The sequence below is a fragment of the Streptomyces sp. NPDC050528 genome (assembly GCF_044457795.1).
Lineage (GTDB): Bacteria > Actinomycetota > Actinomycetes > Streptomycetales > Streptomycetaceae > Streptomyces.
This window is the reverse complement of sequence record NZ_JBITHH010000004.1, coordinates 641,837-654,497: the sequence shown is the minus strand read 5'-3', so window position 1 is coordinate 654,497 and position 12,661 is coordinate 641,837. Positions and strand designations below refer to the sequence as shown.

13 protein-coding genes are annotated in these 12,661 nt (G+C 70.6%); 1 reads left to right on the top strand and 12 read right to left on the bottom strand.

Annotation, left to right across the window (positions count from 1 at the left end; all coding sequences use genetic code 11):
• Positions 1-3: 3 nt before the first annotated feature.
• The 7 genes from ACIBK4_RS17940 to ACIBK4_RS17910 form a co-directional block, all read right to left on the bottom strand.
• Positions 4-834, bottom strand: a complete 831-nt coding sequence (locus ACIBK4_RS17940; RefSeq protein ID WP_398995707.1) for a PP2C family protein-serine/threonine phosphatase — start codon at positions 832-834, stop codon at positions 4-6.
• 149 nt (positions 835-983) lie between these two features.
• Positions 984-1,106: a type B 50S ribosomal protein L36 gene (gene ykgO, locus ACIBK4_RS17935; RefSeq protein ID WP_200690817.1), complete on the bottom strand. Its 123-nt coding sequence runs from the start codon at positions 1,104-1,106 to the stop codon at positions 984-986.
• A complete protein-coding gene (locus tag ACIBK4_RS17930) occupies positions 1,103-1,351 on the bottom strand; it encodes a type B 50S ribosomal protein L31 (RefSeq protein WP_317883668.1) in 249 nt (82 codons plus the stop codon). The genes ykgO and ACIBK4_RS17930 overlap by 4 nt, the downstream gene beginning before the upstream one ends.
• Before the next feature lie 76 nt (positions 1,352-1,427).
• The gene (gene rpmG / locus ACIBK4_RS17925; protein WP_398995706.1) at positions 1,428-1,592 is read right to left on the bottom strand and encodes a 50S ribosomal protein L33; all 165 of its coding nucleotides are present in this window, start codon (positions 1,590-1,592) and stop codon (positions 1,428-1,430) included.
• 135 nt (positions 1,593-1,727) lie between these two features.
• Positions 1,728-3,614, bottom strand: a complete 1,887-nt coding sequence (gene nhaA, locus ACIBK4_RS17920; RefSeq protein WP_398995705.1) for a Na+/H+ antiporter NhaA — start codon at positions 3,612-3,614, stop codon at positions 1,728-1,730.
• A 104-nt stretch (positions 3,615-3,718) separates the two neighbouring features.
• Positions 3,719-5,359: a phosphoglucomutase (alpha-D-glucose-1,6-bisphosphate-dependent) gene (pgm, locus tag ACIBK4_RS17915; RefSeq protein WP_398995704.1), complete on the bottom strand. Its 1,641-nt coding sequence runs from the start codon at positions 5,357-5,359 to the stop codon at positions 3,719-3,721.
• A gap of 117 nt (positions 5,360-5,476) precedes the next feature.
• Entirely contained in the window at positions 5,477-6,397 is a 921-nt protein-coding gene (locus ACIBK4_RS17910) for an SGNH/GDSL hydrolase family protein (protein WP_398995703.1), read from the bottom strand.
• Positions 6,398-6,731: 334 nt separating this feature from the next.
• Between ACIBK4_RS17910 and ACIBK4_RS17905 the strand changes: the two genes are divergently transcribed.
• Positions 6,732-7,337: a hypothetical protein gene (locus ACIBK4_RS17905; protein WP_398995702.1), complete on the top strand. Its 606-nt coding sequence runs from the start codon at positions 6,732-6,734 to the stop codon at positions 7,335-7,337.
• Between the two features lie 90 nt (positions 7,338-7,427).
• Here the strand turns inward: ACIBK4_RS17905 and ACIBK4_RS17900 are convergent, their stop codons facing one another.
• The 5 genes from ACIBK4_RS17900 to ACIBK4_RS17880 all read right to left on the bottom strand — a co-directional run bounded on the left by ACIBK4_RS17900 (position 7,428) and on the right by ACIBK4_RS17880 (position 12,633).
• Positions 7,428-7,664 (bottom strand): chaplin, encoded by a 237-nt coding sequence (locus ACIBK4_RS17900; protein ID WP_398995701.1) that lies wholly within the window; start codon positions 7,662-7,664, stop codon positions 7,428-7,430.
• Positions 7,665-7,780: 116 nt separating this feature from the next.
• Entirely contained in the window at positions 7,781-8,233 is a 453-nt protein-coding gene (locus ACIBK4_RS17895; RefSeq protein WP_398995700.1) for a flavodoxin family protein, read from the bottom strand.
• A gap of 16 nt (positions 8,234-8,249) precedes the next feature.
• Positions 8,250-9,839: a serine/threonine-protein kinase gene (locus ACIBK4_RS17890; protein WP_398995699.1), complete on the bottom strand. Its 1,590-nt coding sequence runs from the start codon at positions 9,837-9,839 to the stop codon at positions 8,250-8,252.
• Positions 9,840-9,950: 111 nt separating this feature from the next.
• Positions 9,951-12,161, bottom strand: a complete 2,211-nt coding sequence (gene katG, locus ACIBK4_RS17885; RefSeq protein WP_398995698.1) for a catalase/peroxidase HPI — start codon at positions 12,159-12,161, stop codon at positions 9,951-9,953.
• 34 nt (positions 12,162-12,195) lie between these two features.
• Entirely contained in the window at positions 12,196-12,633 is a 438-nt protein-coding gene (locus ACIBK4_RS17880; protein WP_366431644.1) for a Fur family transcriptional regulator, read from the bottom strand.
• Positions 12,634-12,661 lie beyond the last annotated feature (28 nt).

Here is a 12,661-nt window from a genome sequence, read left to right as displayed (position 1 = left end):
GCCCTACGCCCCGATGTCGGGCGCATCGTGCCCCACGACCAGTACCGCCGCGTCGTCCTCGTGCCCCACACGCTCGGCTCCCTTGATCACGGCGGCCGCGAGTGAGCTCGCCTCCATGCCCGCCACGGCGGCTACTCCGGCGAGGCGCATCACCTGGTCGAGGCCCTCGTCGACGCTCATCGAGGGACCTTCCACCACGCCGTCGGTCACCAGGACGAAGACGCCGCCGGTGGTGAGCCGGTGCTCGGTGACCGGGTACCGCTGCCCGGCGACGATGCCGAGGGGCGGTCCGCCCTCGTCGTCGGTGATGCCGGAGCGGCCGTCGGCGGTGGCCCAGACGGAGGGTATGTGTCCGGCCCGCGCGCTCTCCAGCACCCCGGTGATCGGGTCCAGGCGCATGAAGGTACAGGTCGCGAAGAGTTCGGTGCCGAGGGAGAGCAGCAGGTCGTTCGTGAGGCAGAGGAGTTCGCCGGGCTCGCTGGTCACGGAGGCCAGCGCCCGCAGGCCGACCCTGACCTGGCCCATGAACGCGGCCGCCTCGATGTTGTGCCCCTGGACGTCGCCGATGGACAGCCCTATGCGCCCGTCGGGCATCGTGAACGCGTCGTACCAGTCGCCGCCCACGTTGAGGCCGTGGTTGGCGGGCGCGTACCTGACCGCGAGGTGGAAGCGGGGGGTGATGGGCATGTCCCCGGGCAGCATGCCGCGCTGCAGGGCGACGGCCAGTTCCAGCAGGGAGCGCTGGAGCTCCGCCCGCTCGCGTGCCTGGGCGGTCAGCGTCCCGAGTCTGGCCAGCAGTTCGTCACCGTCGTCCATGGGGTGCTTGCGGGACATTGACCACTCCAAGGGGGTTGATACCGCTATAAGCATAAAGAACGGATTTTCTTCCCTCGGAAACACGCACAAACAGGACGTACGACAACGGCCCGGCCACCGCGAGAAGCGGGGCCGGGCCGTTCGGTCCGTCGGTCGTGCGCGCCGCGTCAGCCCTGGCGGGCCTTGAAGCGCGGGTCCTTCTTGTTGATCACGAACGTCACGCCACGACGGCGCACCACCTGCGCGCCAGGCTTGGCCTTCAGTGCGCGGAGGGAATTGCGGACCTTCATGACTGCCTCCCGTAGCGTCGCTCGAAGCGCTCCACACGGCCCGCGGTGTCCACGACGCGCGTGTTGCCGGTGTAGAACGGGTGGCTGGCCGACGAGATCTCGACGTCGATCAGCGGGTAGGTGTTCCCGTCCGCCCACTCGATCGTGCGCGCCGACTGCGCGGTCGAGGTGGTGAGAAACGCGGTGTCCGCCGCACGGTCGCGGAAGACGACCGGACGGGACACGGGGTGGATGCCAGACCTCATGGTGCTTCCTTCCTCAGGCCGTCCACTTCCGGACGGCCGCTCTGCTTCGTTCGAGGGACAGCAGCTCCGCTCGGGCTCAACGCTCCTCGCGGAAGTCGACGTGCTCCCCCGCCACCGGGTCGTACTTGCGCAGGACCAGCCGGTCGGGGTCGTTGCGACGGCTCTTGCGCGTCACGTAGGTGACGCCGGTTCCGGCCGTCGACTTCAGGGTGACGACGCGACGGTTCGTGGTGCGTGCCATGAGGACCTCCTTCCGCCCACATCCCGGGAGATTGTCCCGAGCATGTCAGCTACATGCGTCTCAACACCGGTACCCCTCGGTCCATTCCCTGCTCTGTCCGCCGACCGGAGCGGTGTCCCTACGGCCCGGGACGGCCTACGCCGCCACCACCGCCGCCCGCTCCCGAGCCGCCCGCACCGCCTGCGAGAGACTCTCGATGTCGTACGCGCCATGGTGTCTACGGCCGTTCACGAAGAAGGTCGGCGTGCCCGCGACCCCGCTCAGGTCGGCCGACTCCACGTCCTCGGCGACATGGCCCGCCCCCTCGTGGGCCCGCATGTCGCGGGCGAAGCGGGCGGTGTCCAGGCCGATCTGTTCGGCGTAGGCCCGCAGGTCCTTGAAGCGCAGGGCGCCCTGGTGGCTCATGAGCAGGTCGTGCATCTCCCAGTAAGCGCCCTGCAATGCGGCGGCCTCCGCGGCCTCGGCGGCGAGCTGGGCGTGCTCGTGGACGTCGACGAGCGGAAGGTGCCGCCACACGTACCGCACCTCGTCCCCGAAGGAGCCAAGCAGCTCACGCACGACCGGCTCGGCCTGCCCGCAGTACGGGCATTCGTAGTCGCCGTACTCCACCACGGTCACCGGGGCGTGCCTCGGGCCGCGCAGGTGATCGCGGTCGGGGTCGACCGGGACCGACAGGTCGACGATGGTCTCCGCCCTGCCGAACAACACCCGGGGCCGGATCTGCGGCGGCAGCAGACCGATCACCCCCGTGACCAGCCGGCCGACCAGGAACGAGCCGATGACGGCACTGAGGATGCCCGTCTTCGCGTCCTCCAGGGTGGTCCCGTCGAAGGCAAGGGTCGCGATCAGCAGGGAGACCGTGAAGCCGACGCCGGCCAGCGTGCCGCCCGCGGTCACCGCGCCCCAGCCGACCGGCGGACGGATCCGGCCCCGGGACAGGACGCTGGTCAGCGCGGTCGAGGAGACGATGCCGAGCGGCTTGCCGACGACGTACCCGATGAGGATGCCCAGCGCGACGGGCGAGGTGAAGGCCCTGGCCAGTTGCTCCCCGCTGAGATGCAGCCCGGCATTGGCCAGCGCGAACAGCGGGACGACGGCGTAGCTGGCCCACGGGTGGTAGATGCGCTGGAGACGGTCGTTCGGGGAGATCGACGCCGCGATCCCGGCGCGTACGTCGCGTTCCAGCTCGGGTGTGGGCTGCTCGCGGAACAGCCGGAACAGACCGGTCGCGCGCTCCAGGTCGTCGCGGCCCGCCGGATAGGCGTACGTGATCAGCCCCATGGCGAGCCCGATGACGACGGGGTCCACGCCCGACTTCAGCAGCGCGACCCAGGCGACCAGCCCGAGCAGCGCGTACAGCGGGCCCCGGCGCACCCGGAACCGCCGGAGCACCACGATGACGGCGAACGCGGCCACGGCGACCGCGAGGGCCGGTACGGCGATGTGGTCGCTGTAGAAGACGGCGATCACCACGAGCGCGAGGAAGTCGTCGACGACGGTGATCGTGAGGAGGAAGACCCGCAGCCCGGGCGGCATGTGACGGCCGACAACGGCGAGCATGCCCAGCGCGAACGCCGTGTCGGTGGACATCACCGCGCCCCAGCCGTTCGCCGTCCCGTGCCCGCTGTTGATCGCCAGGTAGATGGCGATCGGCACGAGCATCCCGCTGGCGCCCGCGACCATCGGCAGGGCCAGCCGCCGCCGTTCGCGCAGCTCGCCCATGTCGAACTCGCGGCGCGCCTCCAGCCCGACGACGAGGAAGAACAGCGTCATCAGCCCGCTGTTGACCCACTCGCGCAGATCGAGCGAGACCCCGTGCGAACCGAGCCGCACGGAGAGGTGGGTCTCCCAGAACGTCTCGTACGCCGATGGTGTGACGTTGGCCCACAGGAGCGCGACGAGCGCCGCCGCCACCAGCACGGCGGCGCTGCCGGTCTCGGTCCGCAGGAAGTCGCGCAGCGGGGAGTGCGAGTCCTCCCCGCACGAGGTCTGCCCCATGTAGTCGGTCGTTTCGAAGGACATACGGGGCTCACATCCACCTTGCGTCGTGACTCATGTGTCGGCCCAACACCTGCTGTCCCGCCATTCATTCCGGCAACAGGAGGCGCCGGGGCCGACAGCCCGGGTCAGCCGCCCAGCGCCGCTCCGACCACGGCCTTCGCCTCCTCCTGGACCTGGCCGAGGTGGTCGGGGCCGTGGAAGGACTCGGCGTAGATCTTGTAGACATCCTCGGTGCCGGAGGGCCGCGCCGCGAACCAGGCGTTGGCGGTGGTCACCTTGATGCCGCCGAGGGCCGCGCCGTTGCCGGGTGCCTCGGTGAGGACGCCGGTGACGGGCTCGCCGGCCAGGGTGTCGGCGGTGACCTGCGCGGGCGAGAGCTGGGAGAGGAGCGCCTTCTCCTCGCGCGACGCCGGGGCGTCGATCCGGGCGTAGGCAGGCGAGCCGAAGCGGTCCGTGAGCGCCTTGTAGTGCTGGGACGGCGTCTTCCCGGTGACCGCGGTGATCTCGCTGGCGAGCAGCGCCAGGATGATGCCGTCCTTGTCGGTGGTCCACACGGAGCCGTCCCGGCGCAGGAAGGAGGCACCGGCCGACTCCTCGCCGCCGAAGCCGAGCGAGCCGTCGACCAGTCCGTCCACGAACCACTTGAAGCCGACGGGCACCTCGACGAGCCGGCGCCCGAGGTCGGCGGCGACCCGGTCGATCATCGACGAGGAAACCAGCGTCTTGCCCACGCCCGCGTCGGCGGGCCACTGCTCGCGGTGGGCGTAGAGGTAGGCGATCGCGGCGGCCAGGTAGTGGTTCGGGTTCATCAGCCCCGCGTCCGGGGTGACGATCCCGTGCCGGTCGGAGTCGGCGTCGTTGCCGGTGGCGATGTCGAACCGGTCCCGCTGCGCGATCAGCGAGGCCATCGCGTACGGCGAGGAGCAGTCCATACGGATCTTGCCGTCCCAGTCCAACGTCATGAACCGCCAGGTCGGGTCCGTGAGCGGGTTGACCACGGTCAGGTCGAGCCGGTGCTCCTCGGCGATCCGGCCCCAGTAGGCGACGGACGCCCCGCCCAGCGGGTCGGCGCCGATCCGCACACCCGCCGTACGGATCGCGTCCAGGTCGAGGACGCTGGGCAGGTCGGCGACATACGTGCCGAGGAAGTCGTAGCGGCCCGTGCCGGGGGCGGCGAGCGCGCGGGTGTACGGGATGCGGCGGACGTCCTTCAGGCCGCCCGCGATGATGTCGTTGGCGCGGTCCTGGATCCAGGAGGTGGCCTCGGAACCGGCCGGGCCGCCGTTCGGCGGGTTGTACTTGAAGCCGCCGTCGGCGGGCGGGTTGTGGGACGGGGTGACCACCACGCCGTCCGCGAGGCCCGAGGTGCGGCCGCGGTTGTGGGCGAGGATCGCGTGGGACACCGCCGGGGTGGGCGTGTAGCCGTCCGCGCTGTCGATGAGGACCGTGACCTCGTTGGCGGCGAACACCTCCAGCGCGGTGACCTTCGCGGGCTCCGACAGCGCGTGCGTGTCGGCCCCCAGGAAGAGCGGCCCGTCGGTGCCCTGGTCCGCGCGGTACTCACAGATGGCCTGGCTGGTCGCCGCGATGTGGTCCTCGTTGAACGCGGTCGCCAGGGACGAGCCCCGGTGCCCGGAGGTGCCGAACGCGACGCGCTGCCCCGGCTCGGCGGGGTCCGGGTGCAGCGCGTAGTACGCGGTCACCAGACGGGCTACGTCGACGAGATCTTCCGCGCGGGCCTGTTCGCCCGCTCGCTCGTGTGCCATGGTGGCCCGCTCCTCCGTATCGACCGACTTCGCGTACGGCCCCATCTTTCCTCGTCAGGGGCGCGTTTAGCGAGTACACCCCCTCCGCCTGTGGAAAACCCCGGCCGCCGCTGTCCGTCAGTACCGGTGGTGCCGGTCCAGCTGCTTCAGCACCGCGCCCGCCATGGCCGCCTCGCCCTTCGCGTTGGGGTGCGCCGGAGCCGCCGGGGAGGCGGGCTGGAGCGGCTCTATCCAGCGGTCGGCCGGTGCCTTGCACATGTCGTGGCCGACGGTCGGGCCGTAAGTGTCCACGTACTCCGCGCCGTTGAGCGCGGCCACCACACGGAGCATCAGGTTGAGGCGCTTGCCGGTGTCCCGGAGGTAGGGGAAGTCCTTGGCGGCGAACGGCACCGAGGGGTAGCAGCCGCTGCCGTCGTCGGGCAGCAGGTCCGGGTAGCCGACGACGACCACGCGCGCGTGGGGTGCCTGCTTGTGCACCGCACGGAGGACCTTGGTGACCTTCGGCGCGGTGTTGAGGACGGCCAGCGCCAACTGGTCGACGCCGGAGGAGGTGTAGTAGCGCTGGCACGGGTTGCCGGTCAGGTCGGTGGCGCTGAGCTTGGCACAGGTGCCGATGATGGTGCTGAACCCGATGTCGTTGCCGCCGATCTGCAAGGTCACCAGGTCCGTGTTCCGCTGCACGGCGTCGAGTTGGGGCCCGTTCGTGCCCTGCGCCTTCCACATCTCGGCGGTCGTCGCGCCGCTGCAGCTGACGTCCTTGAGCACGGTCCCTCTGCGGTCCGCCGCCACCAGCGAGGGGTAATTGTGGTCGGAGCGGGCGCAGTTGGCGTCCACCTGGGTCGGTATGTACGGGCCCGAGGTGTAGGAGTCGCCGAGCGCCACGTACTGAGTGGAACTGCCGTGCCCGTGGCCCGAGTTGTGGGCCGCCGCCGGTGCCGCGGACGCGACGACGAGGGCACAGCCACTGACCGCTGCGGCGACCGCCACGGTCCTGCCCCGGTGATGCGCCGTCGCGGCCGGATGCGTCTCACGCTTCATGAGGTTCCTCCCCAGGTACGAGACGGTGCGACGGGACACACCCGATGCGGTCGTCTCTCGTTCAACTGGCCTTGTATACCGGGCGGTAGGTACTTGGGGCCAGGGGTCAGGAGGGACGAGTTCACTGCCCGAAGTGTCACGTCGCCCGCCGAAACAGTTCGGCCGGTTTGGTGGCCGGTTCCCGTCCCCGCGCACGCGGACCACATCGGGCGGGTATCCCTACCGCAGGCGTCAACGCGCTTGGGGGTGGGGGGAGTTGGCTCTGTTGCCGCAGAGGCTGCGGAGGCACGAGAAGCGCGGGTCCTGGCGCTCACGAAGGCGCGAGGCGATCCGCGTGCTGCGCGCCCAGGGCCGCTACGGCCCCGGACTGCGCGAGGTGCTGCCCGCGCTCGTCGGGGTGGTCCTCGTCGTGTGCGGGATCGTGGCCGGTCTCGCCGAGGCGTACCGCGCTCTCGGTACCGGTGCCCTCGCCGCCGGCCTTGCCCTGCTCGCCGTGATCACGGCGGCCGCGGTCCGGCACAACAAGCCGCTGGCCCGTCGCCGCCTGGGCTACTACACGCCCGAGGAGATCGCCGATCTGGATGTTGAGGGGCTCGCCCTGGCCGTGTCCCGGATGCTGCGCCGGGACGGCTGGCGGGCGCTCGCCCGGCCCGACGCGCAGGGCCAGCCCCGTGTCCGTGCCCGCGACCGCCTCGGCCGACGTCTGGAGGTGGCCTTCCGCCCGGTCGCCGAACCGCTGCCCGACGAGGACACACCGACGCGCTCCGCCCGCTCGGTCGGCTCCGGACCGCACCTCCGCCTCGTCGTCCACCGGGGCACCTTCAGCCGACGGGACGTGCAGTGGGCGCGCAGGCAGGGCGGCGTCCAGCTCATCGACGGCTCACGCCTGCGGCGCTGGGCCCACGGCACTCCGCTGCACCGGCTGCCCGAAGTCCCCTGACCCGACCCCCGACCCGTCTCCCGACAAGTCTCCTGACACACGGAACGAGCCGCGGACGCGGGGCCCACGGCTCGTTCACGGCACGGCTCGTCAGTCCGAGGTCTCGCAGTGGTTGCCCAGCGCGGGGTTCAGCAGACCGATGACGTCGATGGAGTTGCCGCACAGGTTGAGGTCCAGGTCGATCGGGACCTGAACGACGTTTCCGGAGAGCACGCCCGGGCTGTCGCTGGCGGTACCGACAGGCTCCGGGTCCGCGCTCGCCGTACCGGCGCACAGCAGCAACGCCGCACCCGCCAGACCCACCGCGGCCGTCAGACGCTTCCTCATGAAGAACTCCTGTCACTCAGAGGGGCATGTCCCTCCACGCTGAGGGTGCTTCGGGGGGTCACGACACTCTTCGGGGTCCAAACGGGTGGCGCCCCCTGGCCCGGGCCGCCCCCCGCTCAGCCCGTCAGTCCGGCGGCGACCGTCGCCCCGAGTTCCCAGCACGCCTCGACGCCGCCCCTGTCCGGCTCGCCGGTCAGCGTCACCGGGTCCGCGGCCCGCCGCCAGCCCAGCCCGGTCGTGATCGAGTCGATGCCGCGCACGGCTCCCGTCACGTCGTTCCCGCCGTGCACGTAGTAGCCGAAGGGCCGGCCCCGGGTCTCGTCCAGGCACGGGTAGTAGATCTGGTCGAAGAAATGCTTGAGCGCCCCGGACATGTAACCGAGGTTCGCGGGCGTGCCCAGCAGAAAACCGTCGGCGGCCAGCACGTCCGACACGGTCGCGGACAGGGCGGCACGCCGTACGACGCGCACGTCCTCGATCTCCGGTGTCGTAGCGCCCGAGACGACAGCCTCGAACATCGCCTGACAGTTGGGCGAGGGGGTGTGATGCACGATCAACAAGGTGGGCACGGGCCGAACCTACCCGTCACCGCACCACCCTGGTCACGGTGCCCTTGGTGTTGGCGTCCACAAAGCCACCGGCGCCGTAGTCGTCGCTCAGATAGATCGCCATGCCCGCCGACGAGCCCTCGATGGTGTTCGGTTGCCGGAGCAGCAGGTACTGGCTCGCCGGCTTGTCGACCTTCAGCTCCTTCTTCGCGGTCTTCAACAGCGCGGGTACGGCGTCCCAGTTGAAGGTGTCCAGGTCCACGGACTCCTCACCGTCCGACAGCAGCCCCTTGCTGCCGTCCGGGTCGAACCCGGTGCCGGAACGGTAGGTGTAGCTCTGGTACTTGGTCTGGCTGCCCTTCACCATCACGTCCGCGATGACATACCCCGGATAGACGGAGAAGTCGGCGAAGCGGTCGCTGCCCGTCTTCTCCTTGAACGCCTTGATCGCGGTCCGGATGCCGGCCGGGGTGAGCATGTCCTGGGTCTTCACGGCGGCGCTGCTCTGCGTCGCCGAGACGGTGGGCGTGCTCTGCTGCTGCGTCTGACCGGTGGCCCCCGGGGACGTACTCGTGTCGTTCTTGTCGTTCCCGCCCGGCAGCACCTTCCAGGCGAGCGTGCCGATGAGCAGGACGCCTACGACGCTGGAGGCGATGGCGATGCCCCGGTTCCGCTTCGCCGGGCGCCGCCGCCGATTCGCCGTCTGCATGCCGTCGGTGGGCGGCAGCGACGGAGGCATCGGCGGTGCGAGCCGGTACGAGGTGGTCTCGGGGCGGCGGTCCTCGGGTTGTACAGCGGCGGCGGCCAGCATCCGGCCGACGGTCCCGGCGTCCGGCCGCGTCTCGGGATCGCGGACCAGCACACAGGACAGCACCGGCGTCAGCGATCCGGCCCGTACCGGTGGCGGCACATCCTCCTGGAGTACGGCGGCCAGGGTGGCCAGGGTCGTACCGCGCTGGAGCGGGTGGTAGCCCTCGACGGCGACGTACAGCATCATCGCCAGCGACCACAGGTCGGCGGCGGGACCGCCGCTCTGGCCCGAGACCCGTTCCGGGGCCATGTAGTCGGGGGTGCCGATGATCGAGCCGGTGGCGGTGAGGGCGGTGGCGTCGCGGATGGCGGCGATGCCGAAGTCGGTGAGGACGGGGCGGCCGTCGGTGCGCAGCAGGACGTTGGCGGGCTTCACGTCGCGGTGCTGGACGCCCGCCTGGTGCGCCGCGTTGAGGGCGTCGAGCACGCCGATGCCGAGGTGGGCGGCCTCGGCGGGGGCCATGGGTCCACGGGCCAACCGGTCGGCGAGCGAGCCGCCTTGGACGAGTTCCATGACGAGCCAGGGGTAGGTGCCCACACCTTCGTCGACGATGTGATGGATCGTCACCACGTTCGGGTGCTCGACCCGGGCCAGGGCACGCGCCTCGCGCAGGACCCGCTGGCGCAGCATCTCGGCCGCGTCGGGGTCGTACTCGGCGAGGTCGATGTCCGGCGGCCGGACCTCCTTGACCGCGACATAGCGGTGCAGCAGCAAGTCCTGGGCGCGCCACACCGTGCCCATGCCACCGCCGCCGAGCCGTGATTCCAGCTCGAAGCGGCCGTCGACGACCCGTCTGTCGGGCTCCCCCTCGTTCATGCGGAGGAGCTTATGTGACGAACGTGCACGCCTGTGCCGCGAGTTCAGGAGATGAGAAACGTCCGGGCCGACCCGCGAGGGCCGACCCGGACGTCAGGTGGTGCGGAGTGCTCAGATCAGGTCGAAGCGGTCCAGGTTGGAGACCTTGACCCACGCGTCGACGAAGTCCTTCACGAACTTCTCCTTCGCGTCGTCGCTCGCGTAGACCTCGGCGAGCGCGCGCAGCTCGGAGTTCGAGCCGAAGACCAGGTCAGCACGGGTGCCGGTCCACTTGACCGCGCCGGAGGCGTCACGGGCCTCGAAGGTCTGCTGGTCCGCGGAGGTCGACGACCACGTGGTGCCCAGGTCGAGCAGGTTCACGAAGAAGTCGTTGGTCAGCGTGCCGACCTTGTCCGTGAGGACACCGTGCGTGGACTGGCCCTGGTTGGCGCCCAGGACGCGCAGGCCGCCGACGAGGACGGTCAGCTCGGGGGCGCTCAGCGTGAGCAGGTTGGCGCGGTCGAGCAGCAGGTACTCGGCGGGAAGGCGGTTGCCCTTGCCGAGGTAGTTGCGGAAACCGTCGACGGTCGGCTCCAGCGCGGCGAACGACTCGACGTCCGTGTGCTCCTCGGTCGCGTCGACACGGCCCGGCGTGAAGGGGACCTCCACGTCGACGCCGCCGTCCTTGGCGGCCTTCTCGACCGCGGCTACGCCACCGAGGACGATCAGGTCGGCCAGGGAGACCTTCTTGGCGCCGGAGTTGAACTCCGCCTGGATGCCTTCGAGGACCCGCAGCACAGACGCGAGCTGGTCGGGGTCGTTGGCCTCCCAGCCGCGCTGCGGCTCAAGGCGGATACGGGCGCCGTTGGCACCGCCGCGCTTGTCGCTGCCCCGGAAGGTGGAGGCGGACGCCCACGCGGTGGACACGAGCTGCGAGACGGTCAGCTCCGAGGCGAGGATCTTCGCCTTGAGGGCCGTGACGTCGGCGGCGTCGATGGCCTCGCCCTCGGCCTGCGGCAGCGGGTCCTGCCACAGCAGGGTCTCCGCGGGGACCTCCGGGCCGAGGTACAGGGACTTCGGGCCCAGGTCACGGTGGGTCAGCTTGAACCACGCGCGGGAGAAGGCGTCGGCGAACTGCGCCGGGTTCTCGTGGAAGCGCTTCGAGATCTCGCCGTAGATCGGGTCGAAGCGGAGCGCGAGGTCGGTGGTGAGCATCGTGGGCAGCTTCTTGGCGTCGCTGTGGGCGTCGGGGATGATCGCCTCGGCGTCCTTGGCCACCCACTGGTTGGCGCCGGCGGGGCTCTGGGTCAGCTCCCACTCGTAGCCGAAGAGGATGTCGAAGAAGTCGTTGCTCCACTGGGTGGGCTTGGTGGTCCAGGTGACCTCAAGGCCGGAGGTGATCGCGTCGCCGCCCTTGCCGGTGCCGTAGGTGGACTTCCAGCCGAGGCCCTGCGCCTCCAGCGGGGCGGCCTCGGGGTCGTCGCCGACCGACTCGGCCGGGCCGGCGCCGTGGGTCTTGCCGAAGGTGTGGCCACCGGCGATGAGGGCGACGGTCTCCTCGTCGTTCATCGCCATCCGGCGGAAGGTCTCACGGATGTCGCGGGCCGAGGCCAGCGGGTCCGGGTTGCCGTTGGGGCCCTCGGGGTTGACGTAGATGAGGCCCATCTGGACGGCGCCGAGCGGGTTCTCCAGCTCGCGGTCGCCGGTGTAGCGCTGGTCGTCGAGCCAGGTGGTCTCGGGACCCCAGTAGACGTCCTCGTCGGCCTCCCAGACGTCGGCGCGGCCGCCGGCGAAGCCGAAGGTCTCGAAGCCCATCGTCTCCAGCGCCACGTTGCCCGTGAGGATCAGGAGGTCGGCCCAGGAGATGGACTGGCCGTACTTCTTCTTGACCGGCCACAGCAGACGGCGGGCCTTGTCCAGGTTGCCGTTGTCCGGCCAGCTGTTCAGCGGCGCGAAGCGCTGCTGACCGCGGCCGCCACCGCCGCGGCCGTCGCTGATGCGGTAGGTGCCGGCGCTGTGCCAGGCCATACGGACCATCAGCGGGCCGTAGTTGCCGAAGTCCGCCGGCCACCAGTCCTGCGAGGTGGTCAGTACCTCGGCGATGTCCTGTTTGACGGCGGCCAGGTCGAGGGCACCGAACGCCGCGGCGTAGTCGAAGTCCCCGCCGAGCGGGTTCGCGACGACCGGGTCCTTGGCGAGGATCTTCAGGTTGAGGCGCTCCGGCCACCACTGACGGTTACCGCCACCCTGGGTGGGGTGCGCGGCGCGCCCGTGCGCGACGGGGCAGCCCCCGGCGTCCTCCGACTTCGCGTCCGTGACGATTGCGTCGTGGTTCTCAGACATGGGAATCCTTCCAAAACGGGGTGGAACACGTGGCTCAGGAACTGGGGACCGCGGTACAGGCGGGGCACAGACCCCAGTAGATGACCTCGGCCTCGTCGATCGAGAAGCCTTGGTCGTCGGCGGCGGTCAGGCAGGGTGCCTCGCCGACCGCGCAGTCGACATCGGCGACGACACCGCACGACCTGCACATGAGGTGGTGGTGGTTGTCGCCGACGCGTCCTTCGAAGCGGGCGGGACTGCCTGCCGGTTCGATACGGCGTATGAGTCCGGCCGAGGTCAGCGCGTGGAGAGCGTCGTACACGGCCTGGAGCGATATGTGTCCTACGCGCTCACGGACCCCGGACGCGACCGCCTCGACATCGAGGTGGTCGCCGTGCCGAACGGTCTCCAGCAGCGCGACGCGGGCTGCCGTCACCCGCAGGCCGGCACCGCGCAGCTCCTCGGCGGTGGTCGGTGGCTGGGATGCGGTCATGGAGCTCAACCTACAGCCATAAACACGA